Below are 24,849 nucleotides of genomic sequence, written 5' to 3'. Positions count from 1 at the left end.
CGGTTTTCCTAGAGATGATTAGTGGAACTAGTTGTACTTTAGGGAGGTTCCTTAAAGTGTAATGGAAGATCAATAGTTGTGAGGGACCTATAACATGAAGATGCAGGATATAAAAACATTAATAACGAGTGGTACTATTATTCTAGCTGTTGCACTATATATGATTTTTGGTAGATCACCAGCTGAAGAAAAAGATGCAACATCGACAGATCAAAACGGCATCATTTCCATTGAACAGGTTGAAGAAAAAACAGGAAATAAACGTTTTACAGTCGACTTTATTAAAGCATATGATGGTGATACAATTCAGGCGACAATTAATGGCAAGAAGGAAAAAATTCGCTTATTGATGGTTGATACACCAGAAATGAATTACAACAAAGGTGAAGCACAGCCTTTTGCTGAAGAGGCAAGAGACTATACGATTAACTTGTTAGAAAACGCCAAAAAGATAGAAGCAGTTTACGATGTAGGACCAGAAACAGACAATTACGATCGACTGTTAGCTTATGTTTTTGTGGATGATGTGTTATTACAGGAATCGTTATTGAAGGAAGGGCTTGCGGCAGTACGTTTTATTCATAAACCAAATAATACGTTTGAGGATGAATTTAGAGATATTCAGCAAGAAGCCGAACAAGAAAAATTAAATATTTGGTCACACGATAATTACTTCCAAAAAGATGGATTCCATCCGGAAGTATTAAATTAACCATAAAAAAACATTTACTGTATATAATCAGTAGATGTTTTTTTAATTTAATTAGAAGGAATGCAGATTTTCGGATACAACGCAAAGGTATTTACTTCCATAAATAATTCATTTACAATAAAATAAATAAACGTTTATTTATTTTATTGTGAGGGATGATAAAATGGCAAGAACAATTAACAATAAACAGAGACTAGTGAAACGAAATGCCATATTAAAAGAAGCAAAAAGGCAATTTCCAAGAGAGGGTTTTTCTAAGACTACTCTTTCTAGTATAGGGAAGGCAATAGGTATTAATCCTGCTACCATTTTGCTTTATTTTCCTAGCAAAGAGGATTTATTTGAGAATACCGTTAAAGAAGCATTTCAAGAAACCAGAAAAGGACAACTTTATTTACCAGAAGACTTAGTACTGGCAGAACAATTAGAGCAGATGGTGAGGCATCATGTGAGACAGTATCATGAAGATCCAACAAACCTACGAATTTTACAATATCTGTTTTCCCAATCTGGAAGGTTTCCAGAACTAGAGCAAGAAGCCATTTCCATCACTTACGAGTTTGTGGAGAGAATGACTGGATTGTTGAAGGAGCGTTCTAGTTCAAATGAAACTGAACAAGAGCTTCGCGATAAAACGTGGGCTTATTTATCTTTCTTAAGTGGATTTACGATGATTATGCTTGAACCTGAAAAATATCCATTATGGGAGGGAATTGTAAAACAAGGGGTTAGACTACTTGAAGCATAGAGGAGTTAAAGAAACATGATTCATAGCGAAATCAAGAAAGTAATGATGCTCTATAGTAGCAAGTTGAATGAAATGTTTCCAAATCAAGTTCTAGGTATCTATTTATATGGATCAACCGTTTTAGGTGCATTTCATCCTGAATGCAGTGATATTGATTTTGTTACAGTTTTTAGTCAAGAATTGTCGGGCAAAGAATTGAAAAAACTATCGCACCTTCATAAGAAAATTCGAGCTGAAAATCCATTGGTCAAAAAGTTTGAATGTGAATATTTATCCTTGGATGAGCAGAATCAATTACATTTACATAAAGCTTACCCGTTTTTTGAAGGTACAAAGTGTAAGGGAAAAAGAAGGCTTATGAAAATTGCGCTTTATCAGCTTGTTCATGACTCATATGCTGTTTACGGTCCAAATTTTTCTACTTATTACTCAAATAAAGTTTTGAATGATGATGTTATGCAGGAGATGGAATACAATCTTAACCACTATATAGCGAGTAAAGTTTCCAAAAGCTATTTGTTTTTATTCGATTCTTGGATTGAGTTCATTGTATTAACCCTATGCCGAGTGTACTATACATTGAAAACAGGAAAGATTACGTCAAAGGAACTGGCGTGTGAAGAAGTGATAAAGGATTTCGATTTAAGCTATTCTGATATTCTTCAAGAGGCACTTAGAATTAGAGGGAGAGTCCAAGACAAGTCCAAATATACAAATCGATGGGAACGAAAGAATGCAACGATCTATTTTATAAACTCTTTGAGTGAGTATTGTAATCGCGCTTTTTTATCTAGATAAATGCGGAATTAGTCCCTTAAGATGAATACTTCAAACTTAGTGGTAAAACATGAGATTTGTGATTTAACTATCTCATGTTTTTTTATTTTCAAAAAAACGAGCTTGCAAAATTTATGAAATATGTATATATTGTATATAAAGTATATACACAATATTCAAAGTGGGGGTACAGAAGTTTTAAAAAAGGTAATGTACATTAAAATGCTTAGGGAAGGATATTTATTTATGAAATGGATAAAACTTTTATTAATAGGATGGTCAACGTTAGTTGCAAGTCTTTTCTTAGCTTCTCTTTCTGGTGAAATTTCTGCACATTTGTTTGATGCATCAAGGGATTTGCAAAATTTTATAAAGGGTCTTTTGATGAGTGGGCTGGTCGTTCCTATTGTTTTGTATTTATATCAGCATGTCTATCGAATGACTGGCAGTAAACCCAGTACGCCCGTATATTCATGGAAAAGGCTGTATCACTTTTTTACTGGGGTTTTCTTGGCAATTGCATTGGCTTCATTGGGACTCATAATTGCTGGTTATCAAGGATGGCTAATCATTGAAGACTGGCATGCCCCTAATCAGTGGTATGGTGCGTTACTAATCAATATTATTTTTGCTTTCTTTTATGAAGCTTTGCCAGAGGAATTGGGGTTACGAGGATTGTTATATGATGTGTTACGTTATCGATTTGCCACTTGGCTTTCAGTATTATTGCAAACCTTACTATTTGTATTAGTCACTATTGCAGTTGCCTTGATTCAAGCACTTGTGGGATTAACCCCAGGAGTATCTATTAACATCGGTTATATTATTTTAATTCTATGCTTTGGATTATGTTTGCAGCTACTTCGTCTATGGACTGGGAGTCTTTGGACATCAATTGGTTTTCATCTAGCATATTTAGAAATCATGAGATTTGTCATCTCACCGCATCAATACGGTGTATCACCAATCATAACCTACGACGGTTCAATGCCTGAACTCGGTGCCTTAATTTCTGTCATTATGATGGTTATTGGGGGTATCATTGTCTCACTCGTTATACTAGGTGCTAAGCGTTTTATACGGAAAAGTACATAATTAAAACGACCCACTAATTTCATTTTTCAATGATTGGGTACGATTATGACTTAAATCAAATTAAAGAAAGTCGATTCCTTTTTATACCGGGAATCGACTCTTTTAGATTACATCTGTTTTGACGTTTTATATTATAATATGTAAAACAACTGTTCGTTATTTTACATCCTTTGACCACTCTGAAACCTTCTCTTCATTGTTTTTAATCCATTTTTTTGCCGCTTCTTTAGGATCAGTGCCTTCCATAATATCAAACATAACGCTTTCTATATCTTCTGCAGTCCAGTGGAAGTTTTTAAGAACACTATATGCGCCTGGATTATCCTCTTTCAATCCATTGCGTGCGAATGTGCCAATATATTCTTCAGCACCGTAAATACCTTTAGGATCGTCTAAATATTTTAAATCAAAAGCATTAAAGATCCAGTGTGGGGACCAGCCAGTAATAATAATTTCCTCGTTTTTAGCTAATGCCTGACTAAGTGCTGCTGTCATGGCACCAGCTGATGAGGTAAGTACATGCCAGCCCTCAAGGTTATGATACTCCTTATAAGCATTTTCTGTTGTCACCATCATATTTGCTCCTGGCTCAATACCTGTAATTGTTCGATTAGCCTCGTTTGTTAAATCTTCAATAGAATTTACATCCATATAACTTGGGACAACTAAGCCAATCTTAGCCCCAGTTAGATTTTCTCCCAAATCGTCTAGTTTATTCTTATACTTTTCAATTTGAGGGGCATGCGTTTGTGGTAGCCATGCTGATACCATACCATCAACCTCACCATTAGCAAGAGCCTCCCACATAATGCCATTATCAAGAGGCGTTAATGTGACATCGTATCCCAAGTTCTCTAAAACTTGTCCTACTACGTGTGTAGAGGCAACTTCAGTATCCCATTCCACATAGGCTAAATTAATCGCTTCATTGTTGGAGTCATCACTAGCTGAGCCACATGCCGTTAATAGCAACATGATTCCCAAAGCCAATCCCATTTTTAATAATTTATCGAACTTCATAAAATCTCTCCTTATTATAAGTTTTATGTTTCAGATAAACTGCATGAATAGTTACTTCTATAAAAATTTTAAAATACTATAAACTAAAAATTAGCAAGTAACAACTTAAAATTAACAAAGAGTTGTTACTTTTGTCAAATCACTAAAATGGAATAAATCTCTAGATGACAAACAATCTAAACTTATTGTCCATGGATTTTTAGGAATGACAGGGAGCTGAGTGGGAATGTAATGGGAGAATATCTAATGACCCATCTTCAAATCAATGCATTTAAGGAAGCCCATAAATCAAAATTTTGCCCACATATGATAGGTGAAAATGGATACTTGGGTTTGAGGAGGCTAAGAATGCATTGGATATCCATCATTCTGATTGGAATAGCTGCTAATTTAGATAATTTAGGAATAGGTCTTGCTTATGGTGTGAAACGGGTGAAAATACCTGCTCTATCTAACGCAGTTATTGCTATTATGTCAATGATTGTCACATTTGTTGCAGTAACAGCGGGGGGAACAATCGTTGAATATATATCCCCTCATATCGCAAATTTGCTAGGAAGTCTATTGCTTTGTACGATTGGATTCTGGACATTAGTGTCCAATCGTTTCTCTCAGCAAGGGATTGCAGAACAACCTGAATTATTTGATGAGGATAAGGACCATATTATTTCATTTAGAGAAGCAATAACACTTGGTTTTATCTTATCTGCTAACTGCTTAGCGGGGGGTATTGCTATTGGCGCACACGGTATTTCAGTCATCTGGACAGTGATTTCTATTGGAACATTTTCATTCATTACAGTTGGAATCGGTAGTCATTTCGGAAATTTACTAACTAAAACTTTTATTGGAAAATACTCAGCGGCTATATCAGGCTGGTTACTCATAATGATTGGGGTTTTGGAAGTTTTAGGATAGTGAAGGTTCATTTATGTAAGGGGTATCACAAATTTTTCGTGTGATATCCCTTTTATTGTAGAAAATTTGACATATTAAGGACGAATTTAGTTTAGCAGTTGACATACGCTGGCATCAACGATTATTCTTGGAAATAGAAGTGTAATTGAGAATAATTTTCGTTTACATGAACATGCTTTCAATCTAAATATTGTGAACCGAATTTTTTTCAATTATAATGTTTTGTGGAAATTAAACGAATATATTCCAATGAGGAGGAGTTCAGCACATGAAGAAAATAATGATGTTCGTTATGCTAGCAACGGTAGTTATTTTCAATTTAGGGTTAACACAAGCATCTGCCCAGCTATCTGACGGCACTCATTCCATAAAATATCAGGTCAATAAGCCTGAAAGCAGCTCAGTTTCCATTGCCAATGATTATTTTGTAAAACCAGCAAAGATAACTGTGAAAAATGGTACGGCGACAGTTCAAATTACCTTGAAAAATAGTAAATGGATTACTAAATTTCAGCCACCTGGTGGAGCAACCGTAGTCAGTGAAGATAAGGCAGCAGATACGCGAATGGTGCAATTCACAGTGAAAGATTTAACGAAACCTGTTGTGACTTCAATGAAAATTGATATTGATGATATTAATTATCATCATGAATATAGTGTTGCATTAGTTTTTGATGCAGCATCTACAGGAAGCTCAGCAGCGCCAAAGGCTAATGATGTACAAGCATCAACGAATTCAACTACTGAAAGTCAAGTGCCAAATCCACAAACAAGCGATACAACACCCTATTTATTAATCGTTGCATTAGTGGGATCAGCATTTTTACTTTATAGAAAAAAACTACAATCCAAAACGGAGGGTCAATAATGACTAAAAAACGTCAATCACGCGCAACAAAAATGGTTCTAGCTTCATTGCTAGCAGCATCTCTAACAGTACCATCATTTGCATCAGCAGCTGAAGTAGTTACGACAAACACGGAAGTAAAGGCTGAGACTACAAAAGCAGAGAAAGCTGATAAGATTGTTAACTTCCAAATCTTTAAACCAGGTACGAACGAAGCTCAACCTGCTATTAGCTCTCATCTTGTAACACAAGGCACAATTGTTGAGAAAGATGGTAAATTTGAAGCAAAATTAACAGTGGCAGCAAAATCTGCACCAATGATTGCAGGATTACAAATTAAACAAGGCGATAAGTATGTAGATGCTACTGAAGTGAAAAATGAAGATGGTACAATTACATATAGTTTCCCAGTTGTAGCTGATGAAGTATTAGCGGCAAAAATTCATGTAGTTGTTGCGGCAGCTAAAATGGACACATGGTATGAATTCGATTTAAAAGCAGTAGAAAATAACGAAGCAACGTCTACTGAAGAAAATGGAAAAACTGAAGAGGTTAAAGAAGAAGTAAAAGAAGAAGTAAAAGAAGAAGTTAAGGAAGAAGTTAAAGTCAATGATGTTGCAATTACTGTTTACAAAAACGGTACTTCTGAAGAATCTATGATGAAGCAATATATTGCACCTAAAGTAGGCGTATCAGTAGTAGACGGTAAAAACATCGTAACGATGACATTCCCTCAAGGCCAATATGTTAAAGGATTCACAGTCGAAGGGAAAGCAGCAACTTTAGTAAGTGAAGATAAAGCAACAAATGCAAGTACGTACTCATTTGAAGTGGCGGACTTAAAGAAACTTGTGAATGCTCAACTGCATATTGTTGTAAATGAGTCAGGCGTGAACTATGATACCAACCACCAAGTACAATTCAGCATTGCAGTGGAAGGCGCAGTGAAGCCAGTGGTGAATCCATTTAAAGATATTAGCAATGATGGTAATAAAGAAGCAATTCTAGCATTATATAGCAAGGGAATTGTGAAGGGGCAAGATAACTTCAAACCATACGACAATATTACACGCTCTCAATTTGCGTTAATGATTGCTCGTGCATTAAATTTATCATCTACAACAGATGCTGGATTTAAAGATACAGCAGCACTTGACGCAGAACGTAAACAAGCAATCAATGCTTTAGCAGAGGCTAAAATTGTTGTGAAAGCAGAGAACTTTAATCCAAATGGTACACTTACTCGCCAGCAGGCAGCTGTAATGATTTACCGTGCAGTAGCGCATGTTGCAGGAAAAGAAATGAACTATGGTGATCCAAGCCTATCTTATTATGCTGATGGCGCAACTGTAACAAGCGAAGAAGCGAAAAAAGCGTTTGCCCTTCTAAATACAGGTAAAATTATGACTGGCTCTGTCAATGCTGAAGGTAAAACAGTGATTAATGCAAACAGTCCTTTAAAACGCACACAAATGGCAAAAATTTTAAATGGTGCATTACAATACATGAGTAAATAGTATTATTACAGCAACTTCCTTTCTCACTTATTTGAGGAAGGAAGTTACTGTGCTTTTCAAGAATTTGGAGGGATTTTCATCGTGATTAGCAACAAAAAAATATATCAAGCATTACTATTCAGCTCTATTTTGCTGATGCTTTTCCCTCCATTTCATTGGCTTCAGGTCAATGCTGAAGAAACTATAATTGAAAATGGAAGCTATCAAGTTGAACTAAGTTTTTCATCTATGGAGGGACTGGGAGAAAATATTTTTAGCGAAGTGGCTACTCTAGATGTAAAGAATGGTCAGTATAAACTAGAGCTATCACTGGAAAAGCAATGGATTGTCACAGACATCCAAATGAAACAGCTAGATGATGATATAACTTCCACTGTTGGGCACGAAAATTTAGTTCAGCTTGATGTCAAAGATATACATCTACCGATTAGGGTAAACGGTGTAGTACACACATCTTCTGTGGAGTCCCTCTCTTTTTTGCAGGAACTCCAAATAAATGTGCAAACACTAAGACCGCTAAATGAGGAGACTATCCCAGATACAGATAATGAAGAAACTACTTCGAAAGATACAGTATCTGAAGAACGGACATTGAATTATGTATTGCTGGTAGATGGCAAAAATGAGCCTTCTATAATGAATACATATGTAAAACCAGTGGCAAAGATCATAGAAAAAGATGGTATATACTATGCTCAAATGACAATATTAAAATCCGCATGGATAACAGGATTTACAGTAGATCAACATGGAAATCAGGTAGAGCCAAAGCTAGTCTCTATTGTTGATAATGTTAAAATTGTTGAATTTGTTGTTAATGATTTTGAACAGCCTATACGTATGTGGGTGAAAGTTGATATTCCTGAGATCTCTTATTATCATCAATATTTCGTTAATCTAAAATTTGATCAGCAGCAAGTTGCCAAGCTTTTCAATAAACCTTCTGAAGTGAATTCCTCTGAGCAAGTGAATAGCGTGAAACCACAAATAATTGAGAAAGAAGTTGAAAAGCAAGCTCCAGTAATAGTGGTAGAGGAAAGCATATCCAAACCGGCTCTGCCAAGGTTTCCTTCACTTCAGCCAACTATGCCAAAGGAGGAGCAGTTAGCATTTGACCGTACATTTGATGCTCCTACAGAAGATGATGAAAAAGTAGAGGCTGAGGAAGCAGAAATAAATAAAGAAATCACTACTGAAAAACCATCGCAAGATTCAAAAGTTAATCAGCAGCTTGCACAGTTAAATGTAGTAAAGGTAATCCTGCTTATAGGAGTTTGTATGTTATCGGGCTTATTGCTCATTCGACGTATCAAAAATTCGAAAAAAGATATGACTGAACAGAAATAAATAGGAGATGACAGTATGCAAAAGAAACGGAAATGGTTGCTGGTAATGGCAGCATTGATGTCATTAGTATTACTAGTTGTTGGCTGTAGTGATAGCAGTAAACAAGAAAATAAGGGAGAATCAACTGAAAAAGAGCAAGTTTCTGCTAAAGCTACTGAGAAGAATGAACAGCGTATCATTGCTGGTACTGTTGTTATTGCAGAAATAATGGATAAGCTTGAGTTGGATGCTATAGCAGTACCAGAAACGGAGAAAAAATTAGCAAAACGTTTTGATGGTCTGCCAACTATCGGTAATGCGATGGAACCAGACATGGAAATTGTGAAATCATTAAATCCGACAGATGTGTTATCAGTATCTACGTTAGAGTATGATTTACAAGATAAATTCAAGCAATTAAATATTCCAGTCAATTTTTTAAACTTTCAAAGTGTAGATGCGATGCTTTCTGAGATTCAAAAACTTGGTGAACGCTATGAGCGAGAAGCACAAGCTGAAGAGTTAGTGAAGGGATTACAAAAAAATATTGAAGCTGTTCAAAATGTAGCTGGCAATAAAGAGGGACCTCGCGTACTCATTTTGCTTGGAATTCCTGGTAGTTATTTAGTGGCAACTGAAAATTCTTATGCGGGCGATTTAGTGAAACGTGCTGGTGGTATCAATGTGATGGAAGGACAGGACGCTGAATACTTAGCATCAAATACCGAATATCTCCATAATAGTAATCCAGATATCATTTTACGCTTATCTCATGGCATGCCTGACGAAGTAGTAAAAATGTTTGATGAGGAGTTTAAAACAAATGATATTTGGAAGCACTTTGAAGCGGTTAAAAATGGCAAAATCTACGATTTAGAGGAGGAGTTATTTGGCACTACAGCCTCCTTACAAGTACCACAAGCTTTAGGACAACTGATGGAAATCTTCTATCGAGAATAGCAATCTGAAAATGTCGCTCATATCACAAGCATAGTCTTGTCATAGAGCGCTTTTCTTATAGCTTAAATGCTGACTAAAAAATGACGGAATTTGAAATGAAAAAGGAAGTCCAATATGACAAAAAAAATTGTAAGTTTTTCAATTGTAATTGTATTATTACTTGTCTCAACAGTTTATGCAGCGACAACAGGTAGCATTAAGATGGGCTTTTTCGAATTTATAGGGGCATTGTTTGAGGATGGAAATAGTCAAATGGAGGCCATCCGAGATTTACGTTTTCCGCGTATTATCGTTGCCCTATTTGCTGGAGCGGCTTTATCTGTTTCAGGGGTCCTGTTACAATCTGTGATGCGCAATCCTTTAGCAGATGCAGGTGTAATCGGTATATCTTCAGGGGCAGCATTCGTACAGCTCTTTATAATTTCCTTCTTTCCCGCATTATTTTTCATGACACCTGTATTAGCCTTTATTGGCGGGGCATTTGCCTGTGCACTCGTGTTTGTGTTGTCATGGAAGTCAGGGTTAAGCCCGTTGAAACTCATATTAGTTGGGATCGCGATTAATGCTATGTTTACAGGACTAACAGAGGCATTTATAAGTCTAGGTGGCTCATTAAATACGTCAGTCTCGGGTGTCATTGGCTCAAACCTAACGATGCGTACATGGAAAGATGTTTCGACAATTGTTACATATGGTACTGTTGGTTTAATAGCAGCTTTCGCGCTGTATAGTTGGTGTAATCTTCTTGTCTTACAAGATAAAACAGCGAAAAGCTTAGGCTTTCCTATTGCACGAGCACGACTAATAATTGCTGCTGTAGCAGTATTATTATCGGCTGTTTCTGTTGTTGTAGCGGGCGTTATTTCATTTGTTGGTTTGTTAGTACCACATATTGCTCGTCGCTTAGTGGGACATGATCATAAGGTGCTTATTCCCTTTACAGCCTTAGCTGGAGCATTACTGATATTAGTGGCTGACACGATTGGACGTACAATAGTTGCCCCAATTGAAGTACCAGCTTCAACCATTATGGCGATTATCGGTGGGCCGTTCTTAATATTCCTATTACGAAAAGAGTGACGAAACATGGACATACAAAATATTATCGTATCGCATGATAATACCCGAAATCATTTAGATGGTGTATCAACAATGATCCAAAAGGGGAAAATCACAACAATTATAGGACCTAATGGCTGCGGAAAATCAACATTATTAAGTGTTATGTCACGTAATAATATGCCAAAGTCAGGGAATGTATCATTAGAAAACAAGGATTTACTGCATTATAAATCAAAAGAGTTTGCTAAAAAATTAGCCATTGTTTATCAGCAAAATGAAATTCCAAAGGATTTAACGATTGAAAAGTTAGTAAGCTTTGGACGTTTACCGCATCAGACAATACTGAAAAGAAATCATGAGGAGGACGCTAAAGCTATTGAATGGGCACTTGCTTGTACAAATTTACTCGAAAAACGCAATAACGATTTAGAGGCTTTATCGGGTGGAGAGCGTCAGCGAGTATGGATTGCCATGGCCTTAGCGCAGCAATCTGAAATTTTATGCTTGGATGAGCCGACAACCTATTTGGATATTTTCTATCAAATTGAATTATTGGAGCTAGTAAAGACATTAAATGAGGAACATGGCTTCACAATTGTTATGGTACTTCATGATATTAATCAGGCAATTCGTTATAGCGATCATATTATCTTGATGAAGGCAGGACAAATAGTCGCCGAGGGTGCACCAAGAGATGTGATTACAAGGGAAGTTATTAAAGAGGTGTATGGAGTCGAGGCTATTTTTCACGAGGATAAGCAACTTGGATTTTACATGGTTCCCCTTGGTATTTAGGTGGTGACAGTATGAAAAAATGGACTTCTAAGCTATTAACAATAGTATACTTAGCTATATTTTTATTTTCTGGCTTTTCTTTAGCAAAGTATTTATATACGTATTATGAAACTTCTAAATCTCTGGAAGAAGTGCAAACGATTTATGAATCTTCATTGGCTGCTCATGATAAAGCATCTAAAGAAAAAAAGAATGAGGAACCTCTATCGCCCTATACTATTCGACCGCAATTTGAAGACTTGCTTGCTGTCAATAAAAATATCGTTGGATGGATTTCTATCGATGGCACAAAGTTAAATAACCCTATTCTTCAAAGCGACAACAATGATTTTTATTTAAACCATAATTTTAAAGATAGAGAAAGTCGTGCGGGAAGTGTCTTTATGGATTACCGCAATGAAGTACAGACTATCAATCGAAATACTATTTTGTATGGTCATGCCATGAAGAATGACACAATGTTTGGCAGTCTAAAAAATTATTTAAAGCAGGATTATGCAAATCAATATCCTATTATTTACTTAGACACATTATATGAAGGATACGATGTTGAAGTCTTCGCAGCCTATGAGACAACCATTGATTTTTATTATATTGAAACAGAATTTGATAGCGATGAGGCTTTTCAAACATTTTTACACGATATTCAAGCACGATCTTTGATTGAAATGAATGTAGATGTTGGCCCAAAGGATAAAATACTAACTTTGTCTACTTGTAAGGATTCAGTTTTAAGTGATGATTATCGTTTTGTTGTTCAAGGTAAATTAGTAAGACGCTGAAAGTATAGAAGTTTTCTCAATTAAATGGGGAAGCTTCTTTTTGTTTGATGAAAATACTTTAGAAATAAGGAGATTTCTCTGGCCAGGCTAGAAATTGATTAGGCTCTAGAGAAAACGCTCGGGTTGAGCCAGCAACTGCTCGGACCCAAAAGAAAAACACTCGGGTTGAGCCCGAAACAGCTCAGGTCCCAGAGAAAGACGCTCAGGACCGGGCCGAAACAGCTCGGGTCCCCAGGAAAAACGCTCAGGTCGAGTCAGAAACAGCTCGGGTCTCCAGGAAAAACGCTCAGGCCGGCCCCAAAACAGCTCGGGTCCCCAGGAAAAACGCTCAGGCCGAGCCCAAAATAGCTCAGGTCCCCAGGAAAAACGCTCAGACCAGGCCCAAAACAGCTCGGGTCCCCAGGAAAAACGCTCAGGCCGTGCCCAAAACAGCTCGGGTCTCCAGGAAAAACGCTCAGGCCGGGTCCAAAACAGCTTGGGTCCTTCAGGAAAAACGCTCAGGCCGGGTCCAAAACAGCTCAAGTCCCAGGGAAAAAAGCTCAGGTCGAGCCCAAAACAGCTCAGGTCCCCAGGAAAAACGCTCAGGCCGTGCCCAAAACAGCTCAGGTCCCCAGGAAAAACGCTCAGGGCGAGTCAGAAACAGCTCGGGTCTCCAGGAAAAACGCTCAGGCTGGGCCCGAAACAGCTCAGGTCCCCAGGAAAAACGCTCAGGTCGAGTCAGAAACAGCTCGGGTCTCCAGGAAAAACGCTCAGGCCGTGCCCAAAACAGCTCGGGTCTCCAGGAAAAACGCTCAGGCTGGGCCCAAAACAGCTCGGGTCTCCAGGAAAAACGCTCAGGCCGGACCCAAAACAGCTCGGGTCTCCAGGAAAAACGCTCAGGCCGTGCCCAAAACAGCTCGGGTTCCCAGGAAAAACGCTCAGGTCGAGTCAGAAACAGCTCGGGTTCCCAGGAAAAACGCTCAGGCCGTGCCCAAAACAGCTCAGGTCCCAGGGAAAGACGCTCAGGTTGAGCCAGAAACTACTGCTCTGAGCCCAAAGAAAAAAGCTCAGGTCAAGCCAATAACTGCTCGAATCACAGAAATTCAACCATTCATGATGTATTTGTAAAAGTTCTAAATAATTACTTGACGTAAATTGTTTATTAATATATAGTAGGTTACATAAAGTAATTGATTACTTTTAGTAACTTTTATGATATTGGATGTACAAAAAAGTAACTACAATGTTTAATCCCCACTACCTTGGGTAACATAATTAATGTAGTTACTTCATATTTTATCTTATATCTCGAAATCGAGATAAATAACAACTCAATTGGAGGAAATTTAAAATGGCAAAATGGAACATCGATTTAGGACATTCAGCAATTAACTTTCAAGTAAAACACATGATGGTATCAAAAGTAAAAGGTGTATTTGATAGCTATACAGCAGATATTGAAGCAGCAGACCTTGCAGATTTAACAACAGCAAACATTAGCTTCACAATTGATGCAGCAAGTATTAACACACGTAGTGAAGATCGTGACAATCACTTAAAAGCTGAGGATTTCTTTGATGCAGACGCATATCCAACAATTACATTTAAATCAACAAATATTACTAAAAAATCAGCAGACCAATATGCCCTTACAGGTGATTTAACAATTAAAGATGTAACAAAATCAGTAACTTTTGAAACTGAATTTAATGGGAAAGGTACAAATCCATGGGGCCAAGAAGTTTATGGCTTTGAAGCTGAAACAACAATTAATCGTGAGGAATTTGGTCTTACTTGGAATGCTGCATTGGAAACAGGTGGCGTCTTAGTTGGTAAAGATATTAAAGTGACAGTTGAATTAGAAGTTAATCCAGCATAAACGTGATGAACTGTGTCTGAAGTAGTATACTTGGACACAGTTTTTTTGATTCAATCTTCCCCCGAAAAAGCTCCCATATTCCATAAATACAAAACAACAGCACTCTGTTAAAATAATCCGTAAATAAGTTACTTGCATATTTTTGGAAATGCTTGCATATAAAACACCATATTGTTTTTGGGGGCGATGGGATGAATGTGTTAGTGACAGGTGGCTACGGTTTTATTGGGAGTGCTGTGGCGAGGCGATTTCATAATGAAGGGGCAAATATATATATCATTGATAATTTAAGCACTGGTCATTTACGCAATGTCGAATTTGAACATAAATCCTATCTTTTGAATGTCGAAGATGAGGTCTGTGAGCATTTCTTTAAGGAAATTGCCTTTGACGTTGTTGTGCATTGTGCAGCCCAAACTAGTGTTCAAAAATCAATGCAAGAGCCAGTGAAGGATATATTGACGAACATTATTGGGCTTAGTCAGATGCTTTTCTTATCGTCAAAATATAAGGTAAAGCATTTTGTTTTTGCTTCGTCAGCAGCTGTGTATGGAGATAGTCATTATCCACCGTTAGAAGAAACGGATATTAGTGAACCCATTTCTATGTATGGTCTAAATAAAAGTATTGGGGAAACATACTGTGAAAAATGGCAAAAGGATTATGGATTGCCAACATTAATTTACAGATTTGCGAATGTATTTGGTCCAAGGCAATATATGCAGGGAGAAGCGGCTGTTATTCCTAGCATGCTAAAAAGCAGTATGGAAGGAAAGCCCTTTACGATTTATGGAGATGGAGAACAGACACGTGATTTCATTTATGTGGATGATATTGCAGATGCGATTTATGCTGGTGTTCAAGCGAAATTACAAGGAATTTATAATGTTTCAACGAATGAGGCATGGTCAATTCATCAAGTAATTTTATTACTACAGCATTTAAACCATCCATTAGAAATACAATATGCTCCTGCAAGAGAAGGTGATATCGAGCATTCGTTTTTAAACAATGAAAAGCTTGCAAATGCAATAGGATGGAAGCCTAAGATTTCCTTTGCAGAAGGCATAGAGCGTACATTGCAGGCATTACAAAATGAAAAAATAGTGGGAATTTAATAGAAGAGTTATTTTTATTCATTCAACGCCAAGCTAGGAACCTTGGCGTTGAGTTTTTATTTACATAACTGAAACTTTATTTGAAATTTCTTGAAGCGCTTTTTTCATCTGTTTGACTAATGGTTACAGAATAGAGAGCGTTAAGTAATACTAACACAGTAATAATTCAAATGTATAAGACTATAAAATTTCTGAATAGACGAATAATATTAATTTTTAAAGCTCCGTTTACAAATCTATAAAAATAGATATAATGAATTTTATGGAACCTTCACAAATCTATAAAGCATTATCAAACGATACAAGACGTCAAATATTATTATGGTTAAAGAATCCAGAGGAATTTTTTGATGAAAAACTTTATTTGCAACAAGGGATTAGTTTTCAAGTTGGAGTATGTGTAAGAGATATTCAATTAAAAGCAGGACTGGCTCAATCGGTTATCTCTAATTATTTATTAACTATGCAACAAGCTGGATTATTACAATCCGAACGTATTGGAAAGTGGACTTATTATCGTAGGAATGAGAAAACCATACAAGAATTTCGAGAGTACGTTCAAAAAGAATTATAAATAGAAAGGAGGATTTCTTTTTTTTTGCTCTATATATCTATATATACAGATATATATATAAATGTATATATAATTTATGGTTTCACATCTATCAGTTTTTGTAACAATATTCAACTAATTTTTATTAAATCAATTTAAGATTGGAGATTTTTATAAATGCGAAAAATAAATTCTTTACTTATTTTTATACTAGCAATAGGTGTATTTGGAATTATTACAACAGAAATGAGTATTGTCGGAGTATTACCACAAATAGCTCAAAAATTTGAGGTTTCAACCGCACAAGCAGGTTTGTTAGTAAGTATATTTGCTCTAGTTGTTGCTATCTCTGGGCCATTTTTAATATTACTTGTGTCTGGGATTAATCGTAAGCTACTTTTATTAACAACAATATTTATATTTGTTATTTCTAATATTTTTTATGCTTATACGACACATTTTGAAATTATGCTTATTTTTCGTATTATACCTGCGGCACTTCACCCTCTATTCTTTTCAATAGCTCTTGTAACTGCAGCTAATCTTGTTCCTCCAGAAAAAAGCAGTCGAGCAGTTACTAAAGTTTTCATGGGAATTACGGTTGGCTTTGCTTTAGGTGTACCATTAACTTCTTATCTTACAGAACAGTTTTCATTAGAAATTGCTTTCTTGTTTGGAGCGATTGTAAATGCTGTAGCCTTTATAGGAATATTAATTTTGCTACCCTCTATGCCTGTTAAAGAAAAAATGTCTTTTGGCAAGCAAGTCGGTATATTACGAAAAACAGAATTATGGTTAAATATAGGAGCTGTTGTATTTATTTTTGCAGCTATGTTTTCGGTATACAGTTATTTTGCCGAATACCTTGCAAAAGTCACTCACATGAATGGCTCCTTGATTAGTATTATGTTGCTAATATTTGGTGTAATTATGATTTTAGGTAATTCTTTATTTGGATTTCTTTTACAAAGAAACATGTTGAAAACTGTAATATCTTTTCCGGTACTATATTTATTCGTTTACTTATTCGTTTATTATTTAGGTTCTTATTTCGTTCCAATGATTTTTATGGTATTCATTTGGGGAATCGTACATTCTGGCGGTTTAATCATTAGTCAGGCATGGTTAATAAGTGAAGCTAAAGAAGCCCCTGAATTTGGTAATAGCCTATTTGTTTCATTTTCAAATCTTGGAATAACTTTAGGAACATCTTTTGGCGGTTGGTTTATTTCTCAATTAGGAATTCATCAACTTATTTGGAGCGGCATTATTTTTTCACTACTTTCTTTTGTATTGATATTAATAAAAATAAAACTTTTCAACTCTAGTATTCTATCGCCATCAAATTAAAATAATTGGGAGCCCCAGTACGGAGCGAATGTGTTTTGTGCGAAAGCGAAGCGACAGCAACAATGATTTATCTGTGCGAAAGCGAAGCGACAGCAACAATAAGGCGGAGGAAGCGGCTCGACGTTCGCTCGTAGGACAGCGAGTAGCCTGTAGCGGAAATCATCGTCTTCCAATAATAAAAATGGTTAATGTATTGTTTGTTCTACGAAAAACGAGAAACTTTAAACTTATAGCGTTTTATAGATTTATCTTCACTCAACAAATATTTTTTGTAGCGTAAGTGAAATGTCAGTTACAGAAGACCCCCATCTCTGAAGGTGGCGAAATGAATGCGGATGTGGTTCCTTTTCAGTGGGTGTCCAAACACCTACTGAATGAAGGTAAAGCCTCCGAACGCAATTACGTCAAGGCGAAATTGATTCTGCATTTAATTAGTATTAATCTGAGTAATATGTCTTTTTTCACGTCTATAGTATAATAATCTTTTAAAGGAATGTTGTGGAATTGAACGGGGGCTTACACATGCTTGTAGATTTTAGAGTGAAAAATTGTTTAAGTTATAAAGATGAAACACTATTTTCAATGGTGGCGGGAAGCCGTATTCGAAAATTAAAGGACTCACATACTATTCAGCTGGAAGCCTTTCGACTTGTAAAAAGCGCCTTTATTTTCGGACCAAATGGCAGTGGAAAATCAAATTTGTTTACAGCTATTAAAGTGTTGCGTACGCTATTATTTAATTTTGAAAACCTTAATAATGTTAAACAACTACGCTTGCCCTACCAACCGTTTAAGCTAGGAGGGCAGCAAGAGCAGCCAACTGAGTTTATGATTTCATTATTATTAGATGGGATTCTATATGATTATGAGGTACAGTATAATGCATCACAGGTACTTTATGAGAGACTTACTAAGGAAACAAAGTCCACGAAGGAGCAGCTCTTTAGCAGACAGTGGGATGGGGCAGAATATTTATATGAAACGGCTCAACATACAGCTCTTGAATTGACAAAATATACAAGGAATAATACCGCTTTTTTATCTGTTTTAAATGTATTTAATGATTCTGATGCTACGAAAATATTTGATTGGTTTTTACATAAAATTCTGTTCTTAGATGAGGCCAATCGGTTATCAAGTCACCCTCTTATTCGTAAACTTGAAGAGGAGCCATTTAAGAGTGAGGTAATCAAGCTACTAAAAATTGCTGATTTTTCTATTCAGGATGTAACAGCTAGACGGGTTGAACGTAGAGAAAAAAATACTATTGGCTATGAATTTGACTCACCCGAAGTTATCCAAGAGGTTGATATTGATTTGCACTATTTATCGTTCGATGAAGCAGGTGCACCAATTGGAACAGAGACGATTAATTGGACGATGGATTCAAAGGGAACTGTGCGAATGCTGCATTTAGCCTGTGTTATGGTCGATGCATACAATAAAGGAAAGACCATTTTTATAGACGAATTTGATACGGCCTTTCATGTATCCATTTGCGAATTTTTAATGGCTATCATGAACAGCAAGCGAAATGTCTGCAATCAATTCGTTGTCACTAGCCATGAAATTGATTTACTAGACCAGCCACTCCGTTCCGATCAAATTTGGTTTGTCAATAAAAGCTTTAAAAATGAATCAGAATTATACTCCCTATTTGATTTTGCAGATTTGCAGAAGAAACGTGGAGATATTTCCTATGCAAAGCGTTACTTAAAAGGAGAGTTTGGTGCAACACCAATTATTAATGAATATTTATCAGATCAATATTTAAGTGAAGTGGAGGTATCTGAGCAGTGAGAGTACGTCAACAAGGAAATCGAACACTGCGTAAAACCATTTTAATTTATTGTGAAGGTGAAACAGAGCGCATTTATTTTGAGCAAATGCGTATTTTAAAGCGCTCTAAGATGGTAAGTGTCAAAATAAAAAATGTTAAACGTTCAGCGATTAAGCTAGCCCAGCATGCCTATCGAGATTCAAGCTATCAATATTTTGATGAGGTCTGGATTGTCTTTGATAAGGATGATTTAACGGAAAGGCAATTAGAGGAAGTCAATGATTTTTGTGAGGAGAAAAACATTCACATTGCTTACACAAATGAAGCATTTGAACTATGGCTACTCTTACATTTTGAGGAGGTCGATATTTCAGAAAAGTATCCTCGTGCTGTATTAAATGACAAAATGGAACAGCATCTAGGCGTCTCACGCTATTTTCGTCATAAGGCGAACGAGTCAGTTATTGCACCTATCGCATTGCGTCATGAGGTTGCGATAAAAAATTGCACAGAAATGATGGCATTTCGGGAAACACAGAGTCGTGACAATCCTTATTGCAATATACATGAAATGATAAAATACATATTTTAAAAATAAAATGGCAGATTTTCTAGTTACTATAGAAAATCTGCTTTTTATTGTTCTTAGGCAGTAAATTGTCTGAATACAAATTTTTTTCATAAAATTAGGTTGTAATTTTGGACTGAGTATAATAAAATAACTTAAAACATATTAAACCTAGTAAAATTATAAGAATAAAACGAGGTGACATTATTCAGATGACAGCACCGTTAATTTCTATTCAGCAGGTAGGTAAAAAATTTATCGAACAAATAGTGCTTAATCAAATTTCATTGGATATTCAAAAGGGTGAAATAATCGCCATTTTAGGTAAAAGTGGTTGTGGTAAAAGTACACTTTTAAATTTAGTTGGAGGCTTTGAACAACCAACAACTGGACAAGTACTACTAGATAATCAGCCTATAACAAAGGCCAGCAAGCGTTGTATTATGCTGATGCAAAATTATGGGCTACTTCCTTGGCGTTCTGTTCAAAAAAATGTGGAGTTGGCTTTAGAAGGGGAGGCATTATCCAAGATAGAGCGTCAGCAGCGTGCTAAACACTATCTCAAGCTTGTAGGTTTAGATGACCGTTTTTCCGCATTACCTAGTGAATTATCAGGAGGAATGCAGCAGCGTGTGGCAATTGCTCGTGCCCTGGCAATACGACCTGAGGTGATTTTGATGGATGAACCATTTGCAGCACTTGATACATTTACTCGTTACTATTTGCAGGATGAGCTTCTTGCCATTCAAAAGGAAGAACGAACAACAATTTTATTGGTAACACATGATATTGATGAAGCGATTTATTTGGCAGATCGAATATTTATCATGAGTCCAAATCCTGGGCGAATTCATCGTGAACTACATTTACGAAGTACTAAGCCTAGAGATCGAGCAGATTCAGAATTCCAACATTTCCGAGAAGTTATTTTTAATGAATTCCAATTTACACAATCGCAGGACACGATTGAATACAACATTTAATACGGAGGAAGATCGATGAAAAAATATTTACCATTGTTTTTTATATTGATTTTATTACTTATTTTATCAGCTTGTGGAAAAAGTGAAGAGAATGGCGGTACAAATACAGCAGACGATAAAAAAATTGTTAAAATTGGCTATCTGCCTATTACACATGCGGCACCACTTTACATGCAGACAGACAAAAAATACGAGGGCTATGCTATTGAACTGGTGAAATTCGGGTCTTGGCCGGAGCTAATGGATGCATTAAATACAGGTAAAATAGATGGTGCATCCGTACTAATTCAGCTTGCAATGAAGGCAAAGGAGCAGGGAATAGATTTAAAGGCTGTAGCTTTAGGACACCGTGATGGTAATGTTGTCGTAGTGGCACCTAATGTTGAAAAAGCTGAAGATTTAAAGGGGAAAAGCTTTGCTATCCCAAATAAATACTCCACACATAATATTTTATTGTATCGAATGCTTCAGGACGCTGGTATAAATTATCAGGATGTTGATGTTGTGGAGCTTCCTCCAGCAGAAATGCCAGCTGCTTTAGCAGAAGGTCGAATTGCAGGATATGTGGTTGCAGAGCCATTTGGTGCGATTTCTGTATCACTCGAAAAAGGAAAGGTTTTATTCCAGTCTGAAGAAATCTGGCCAAACTCTATTGACTGTGGTTTAGTATTACGAAATGCATTTATTGAGGAAAATAAAGATATTGCTAAACAATTTGTGAAGGATTATGCTGCTGCTGGTGAGTTGATGAATGCCAATGATGACCATGCTCATGAGTTAGTGGCAGAGTATATAAAAGTGGATAAAGAAGTGTTAGATTTATCGTTGAATTGGATCTCTTATAATAATTTAAAAATTGAAGAAGATGCCTATAAGATTTTAAGAGATTCACTAATAGAAATGGGCTTATCAGAAAATCCGCCGACATATGATGAATTTGTGGATTCTTCATTAATTGAAGAAAAGTAGGGTGATAGCTGAATGAAAAAAATAGGACCTATTTTACTTGGATTAATACTATTACTTTGCATTTGGCAACTAGTTACGGTTATTGGAGGACATGATGCGGCATTATTTCCACCACCATTAGATGTTTTAACAGCATTAATGGAAATTATTAAGGATGGCTCTATTTTTGAGCATATACAAATTAGTTTATTTCGATTTTTTAGTGGTTATTTATTAGCAGTGGTAGTAGCAGTTATTTTGGGACTTTTTCTAGGTAGGTGGACGAAGGTTTGGTCTATTTTAGATCCAATTGTGCAAGTACTACGCCCTGTTTCGCCAATTGCATGGTCACCATTTATTGTCTTGTGGTTTGGTATTGGAAATATGCCAGCTATTGTTATTATTTTTATTGCTGCGTTTTTTCCTGTACTACTATCAACCGTGTCAGCAGTGAAAAAAGTGGATAATGTTTATCTACGAGTTGCAGCAAATTTTGAAATGTCTCAGTTTCATTTATTAAAAAAAATAGTTTTTCCAGCCGCCTTTCCAATGATCGCGAATGGCTTGCATATGGCCTTAGGTAGTGCATGGATATTTCTTGTGGCGGGAGAAATGGTAGGTGCACAATCTGGTCTCGGGTTTTTAATAGTGGATGCACGAAATTCACTTAGTCTGGATTTAGTCATGGCAGCTATTATTGTGATTGGTGTACTAGGCTTACTTTTAGACAAAGCCATCCGCTATTTTGAAAATTGGGTGACAAAAATCTGGGGAGGACAGGGGGCATAGGATAGCTCCTTAGAATTCTGCCAAGGTATGGCAGAATTCCTGGCTATGTAGAGGATATAAGTTGTTCAATCAGTTTATTTTGCAATGGGGCGTATTTGAATGGTATCAATGCGTTCACCCGTATTTTTTGCATAATAGCCAATCTCTACACGTTCCCCTGTTTTTGCATCAACAATTTCCTTGTAGCACTGGTCTAAATGTTCACTGCCCCATAAAATCATGGCGTTAAATATTGGCTCCAATGCCTTACCTGCATCTGTTAGTGAATAGGCATAACGTGGTGGATGTGCTGAATAAAGGGTTGATCCTACTAATCCAGCTTCCTCCAATGATTTTAAACGTGCAGATAAGAGATTCGCTGAAAGTCCTGGCAAATTTAATTTAATATCATTGAAATTTGTTTGACCAATTAAAAGCTCATGCAAAATGAGTAAAGTCCAGCGATCACCGATAATATTTAAAGTTTGTGCAATATTGCATGGTAAGTCATAACGTGTTTTCATTGTAGTTCCCTCCATGCAGTAGTGTAGCACAAAATATAATTTTTAGTAAATTCAGTTGTTTTTATTAAGTAAGTATAATAAAATAACTCACATAAAGAAAAAACTAACTATTCGGAGGTATTTACTATGAGTTTATATTTGGTAGAATCAACAGTAAGTGAAATTTCAAACAAAGAGCAGTTTTCAGCATTAGTGGAGCGTATCAGTGATTCACAGGATGTGACAGTGATTGAGGTGCAGGTAGCTAAAGATTTCAGCCGCGCTTACTTCATTGTAGAAGCTAATGAGGAAGCCCAAGCAACTGTGGCATTGACTGCTCAGCATGTACAAGCAGATTTAGTGAAGGAAGTACGTCTTGTTGGTAAAGAGCTTGAGGATGTGAAGCAAAATCAGGAAGTAGTGAATTACTTAGTGGAGTGGGAAATTCCTGCGGAGATTACAATGGATCAATACTTAGCACGTAAAAAGAAAAATTCAGTTCACTATGAAGAAGTACCAGAAGTACATTTTTCACGTACTTATGTTTGTGAGGATATGTCGAAATGTTTATGCTTCTATGATGCACCAGATGAAGCAGCAGTAAAACGAGCTCGAGAAGCTGTACAAACACCAATTACATCATTAACAGAATTAGCAGATAAGTAAAATTAAGAAAACAAAAAATCTAGTTCTCAGTATAGCAGGATAATTGAAGGATAGGAGTGGGAGCCATGGCAGTAGAAGCAGTAGTTTTACAGGCCTTAATCGATGAAAAATTAAAGCCGTTGGTAAAAAAGATTGATGAGGAAGCTTATTATGCGGAAGAATATTTATTTGCTCTTGGAAAAGCAGGCTTTTTCCAATCATCACAAAAGGATGAACAAAGTACACTTCTAGATGAGCTAACAATTGTACAAGAAACGGCAAAGGTCTGTATGACAACTGCATTTTGCCTATGGTGCCACCTTGCTGCATTAACGTATATTCGTAAAACGAGCAATTCTGGGTTACGTGCAGCAGTATTACCTTTACTTGAAGGTGGCGAGCTGCTTGGAGCCACAGGTTTATCGAATCCTATGAAGTTTTACGCAGGTCTAGAAAAGCTGCATTTATCAGCTGAACGTGTTGACGGTGGCTATGTTTTAAACGGTGTGTTACCTGCTGTTTCCAACTTGGCTGATAATCATTGGTTTGGAGCCATTGCCTACTATGAAGGAAAAGAAGTAATGCTATTCGTCAATACAAATAATTCAGCGATCACGCTGAAAGAAAAAATTCATTTCTTAGGGGTTAATGGTAGTGCCACTTATAGCTGCAAATTTGATCAAGTCTTTGTAGCTGATGAATATGTAGTAGCACACAATGCTAGTATATTTGTTGATAAGATTCGACCAACATTTGTACTGTATCAAATACCACTAGGGTTTGGTGTGATGGAGGCATGTATTGAAGGAATTGGAAAAGTGAAAGCAAAGCAGAATGGCTGTAATGATTATTTACAGGTTCAGGCAGATGAACTTGCAAAAGAGCTTCAGCAATTACAAGAAGCTTTACAATCAAGCATACTAGCAGGTGAAACGGATTTATATAAAATCTGTCAGCTTCGCTTACAGACAGTCTATGCCACATTGGCGGCAGTACAGGCAAATATGCTGCACAATGGATCTGCTGGTTATATCGTTGGTAGTACACCTTCACGTAAGCTTCGAGAGGCCTATTTCTTTGCCAATTTAACACCAACAGTCAGACAGCTTGAGAAAATGACAAATATTTTAAAGATTGCAGAATAACAATGAGAAACCTTGAGAGGCTTATGGCCAATCAAGGTTTTCTTTATAAACAAAAATACTGTGTTTTGTCA

25 protein-coding genes are annotated in these 24,849 nt (G+C 36.5%); 23 read left to right on the top strand and 2 right to left on the bottom strand.

The window, feature by feature from the left end:
- Positions 1-94 precede the first annotated feature (94 nt).
- From ACQKIM_RS02395 to ACQKIM_RS02380, 4 genes are all read left to right on the top strand, one after another.
- Entirely contained in the window at positions 95-712 is a 618-nt protein-coding gene (locus ACQKIM_RS02395; protein WP_427538515.1) for a thermonuclease family protein, read from the top strand.
- A 163-nt stretch (positions 713-875) separates the two neighbouring features.
- Positions 876-1,460, top strand: a complete 585-nt coding sequence (locus tag ACQKIM_RS02390; protein ID WP_427538512.1) for a TetR/AcrR family transcriptional regulator — start codon at positions 876-878, stop codon at positions 1,458-1,460.
- A 15-nt stretch (positions 1,461-1,475) separates the two neighbouring features.
- Positions 1,476-2,258: an aminoglycoside adenylyltransferase domain-containing protein gene (locus ACQKIM_RS02385; RefSeq protein WP_427538509.1), complete on the top strand. Its 783-nt coding sequence runs from the start codon at positions 1,476-1,478 to the stop codon at positions 2,256-2,258.
- 225 nt (positions 2,259-2,483) lie between these two features.
- Positions 2,484-3,332, top strand: a complete 849-nt coding sequence (locus ACQKIM_RS02380) for a CPBP family intramembrane glutamic endopeptidase (RefSeq protein WP_427538506.1) — start codon at positions 2,484-2,486, stop codon at positions 3,330-3,332.
- A 156-nt stretch (positions 3,333-3,488) separates the two neighbouring features.
- Here the strand turns inward: ACQKIM_RS02380 and ACQKIM_RS02375 are convergent, their stop codons facing one another.
- Positions 3,489-4,352, bottom strand: a complete 864-nt coding sequence (locus tag ACQKIM_RS02375) for a glycine betaine ABC transporter substrate-binding protein (RefSeq protein WP_427538503.1) — start codon at positions 4,350-4,352, stop codon at positions 3,489-3,491.
- A gap of 348 nt (positions 4,353-4,700) precedes the next feature.
- On the opposite strand from ACQKIM_RS02375, the gene ACQKIM_RS02370 reads away from it, so the two are divergent.
- The 17 genes from ACQKIM_RS02370 to ACQKIM_RS02290 all read left to right on the top strand — a co-directional run bounded on the left by ACQKIM_RS02370 (position 4,701) and on the right by ACQKIM_RS02290 (position 22,506).
- Complete coding sequence (locus ACQKIM_RS02370) at positions 4,701-5,270, top strand: manganese efflux pump (RefSeq protein WP_427538500.1); 570 nt, start codon at positions 4,701-4,703, stop codon at positions 5,268-5,270.
- A 268-nt stretch (positions 5,271-5,538) separates the two neighbouring features.
- A complete protein-coding gene (gene isdC, locus ACQKIM_RS02365; protein WP_427538497.1) occupies positions 5,539-6,138 on the top strand; it encodes a heme uptake protein IsdC in 600 nt (199 codons plus the stop codon).
- Positions 6,138-7,634 carry an NEAT domain-containing protein gene (locus ACQKIM_RS02360; RefSeq protein WP_427538494.1) on the top strand — a complete coding sequence of 499 codons (1,497 nt, stop codon included), beginning with the start codon at positions 6,138-6,140 and terminating at the stop codon, positions 7,632-7,634. The genes isdC and ACQKIM_RS02360 overlap by 1 nt, the downstream gene beginning before the upstream one ends.
- Before the next feature lie 81 nt (positions 7,635-7,715).
- Complete coding sequence (locus tag ACQKIM_RS02355) at positions 7,716-8,981, top strand: NEAT domain-containing protein (protein WP_427538491.1); 1,266 nt, start codon at positions 7,716-7,718, stop codon at positions 8,979-8,981.
- 15 nt (positions 8,982-8,996) lie between these two features.
- Positions 8,997-9,920, top strand: coding sequence for a heme ABC transporter substrate-binding protein IsdE (gene isdE, locus ACQKIM_RS02350; RefSeq protein WP_427538488.1), 924 nt, complete (start codon positions 8,997-8,999; stop codon positions 9,918-9,920).
- Positions 9,921-10,034: 114 nt separating this feature from the next.
- Entirely contained in the window at positions 10,035-11,000 is a 966-nt protein-coding gene (locus tag ACQKIM_RS02345) for a FecCD family ABC transporter permease (protein ID WP_427538485.1), read from the top strand.
- Positions 11,001-11,006: 6 nt separating this feature from the next.
- The gene (locus ACQKIM_RS02340; protein ID WP_427538482.1) at positions 11,007-11,777 is read left to right on the top strand and encodes an ABC transporter ATP-binding protein; all 771 of its coding nucleotides are present in this window, start codon (positions 11,007-11,009) and stop codon (positions 11,775-11,777) included.
- An 11-nt stretch (positions 11,778-11,788) separates the two neighbouring features.
- Complete coding sequence (gene srtB / locus ACQKIM_RS02335; RefSeq protein WP_427538479.1) at positions 11,789-12,559, top strand: class B sortase; 771 nt, start codon at positions 11,789-11,791, stop codon at positions 12,557-12,559.
- A gap of 1,330 nt (positions 12,560-13,889) precedes the next feature.
- A complete protein-coding gene (locus ACQKIM_RS02330; protein ID WP_427538476.1) occupies positions 13,890-14,417 on the top strand; it encodes a YceI family protein in 528 nt (175 codons plus the stop codon).
- Between the two features lie 191 nt (positions 14,418-14,608).
- A complete protein-coding gene (locus ACQKIM_RS02325) occupies positions 14,609-15,535 on the top strand; it encodes an NAD-dependent epimerase/dehydratase family protein (protein WP_427538473.1) in 927 nt (308 codons plus the stop codon).
- 262 nt (positions 15,536-15,797) lie between these two features.
- Positions 15,798-16,109, top strand: a complete 312-nt coding sequence (locus tag ACQKIM_RS02320; RefSeq protein WP_387079579.1) for an ArsR/SmtB family transcription factor — start codon at positions 15,798-15,800, stop codon at positions 16,107-16,109.
- Positions 16,110-16,265: 156 nt separating this feature from the next.
- Positions 16,266-17,438: an MFS transporter gene (locus ACQKIM_RS02315; protein WP_427538470.1), complete on the top strand. Its 1,173-nt coding sequence runs from the start codon at positions 16,266-16,268 to the stop codon at positions 17,436-17,438.
- 522 nt (positions 17,439-17,960) lie between these two features.
- Positions 17,961-19,238: an AAA family ATPase gene (locus tag ACQKIM_RS02310; RefSeq protein WP_427538467.1), complete on the top strand. Its 1,278-nt coding sequence runs from the start codon at positions 17,961-17,963 to the stop codon at positions 19,236-19,238.
- A complete protein-coding gene (locus ACQKIM_RS02305) occupies positions 19,235-19,810 on the top strand; it encodes an RloB family protein (protein WP_427538464.1) in 576 nt (191 codons plus the stop codon). The genes ACQKIM_RS02310 and ACQKIM_RS02305 overlap by 4 nt, the downstream gene beginning before the upstream one ends.
- 188 nt (positions 19,811-19,998) lie before the next feature.
- Complete coding sequence (locus ACQKIM_RS02300) at positions 19,999-20,769, top strand: ABC transporter ATP-binding protein (RefSeq protein WP_427538461.1); 771 nt, start codon at positions 19,999-20,001, stop codon at positions 20,767-20,769.
- Positions 20,770-20,784: 15 nt separating this feature from the next.
- Positions 20,785-21,738: an ABC transporter substrate-binding protein gene (locus ACQKIM_RS02295; RefSeq protein ID WP_427538458.1), complete on the top strand. Its 954-nt coding sequence runs from the start codon at positions 20,785-20,787 to the stop codon at positions 21,736-21,738.
- 12 nt (positions 21,739-21,750) lie between these two features.
- Complete coding sequence (locus ACQKIM_RS02290) at positions 21,751-22,506, top strand: ABC transporter permease (RefSeq protein ID WP_427538455.1); 756 nt, start codon at positions 21,751-21,753, stop codon at positions 22,504-22,506.
- 74 nt (positions 22,507-22,580) lie between these two features.
- Here ACQKIM_RS02290 and ACQKIM_RS02285 read toward each other — a convergent pair whose 3' ends face one another.
- Positions 22,581-23,009, bottom strand: coding sequence for a winged helix-turn-helix transcriptional regulator (locus ACQKIM_RS02285; RefSeq protein ID WP_427538452.1), 429 nt, complete (start codon positions 23,007-23,009; stop codon positions 22,581-22,583).
- Positions 23,010-23,135: 126 nt separating this feature from the next.
- Between ACQKIM_RS02285 and ACQKIM_RS02280 the strand changes: the two genes are divergently transcribed.
- Positions 23,136-23,654: a DUF4242 domain-containing protein gene (locus ACQKIM_RS02280; RefSeq protein ID WP_427538449.1), complete on the top strand. Its 519-nt coding sequence runs from the start codon at positions 23,136-23,138 to the stop codon at positions 23,652-23,654.
- A gap of 65 nt (positions 23,655-23,719) precedes the next feature.
- On the top strand, positions 23,720-24,778 hold the full coding sequence (locus tag ACQKIM_RS02275; protein ID WP_427538446.1) for an acyl-CoA dehydrogenase family protein: 1,059 nt from the start codon (positions 23,720-23,722) through the stop codon (positions 24,776-24,778).
- The last annotated feature ends 71 nt before the right edge of the window (positions 24,779-24,849 follow it).

The sequence above is a fragment of the Lysinibacillus sp. NPDC047702 genome (assembly GCF_050272555.1).
GTDB lineage: Bacteria > Bacillota > Bacilli > Bacillales_A > Planococcaceae > Lysinibacillus.
This window is presented reverse-complemented; position numbering and strand designations above follow the sequence as displayed.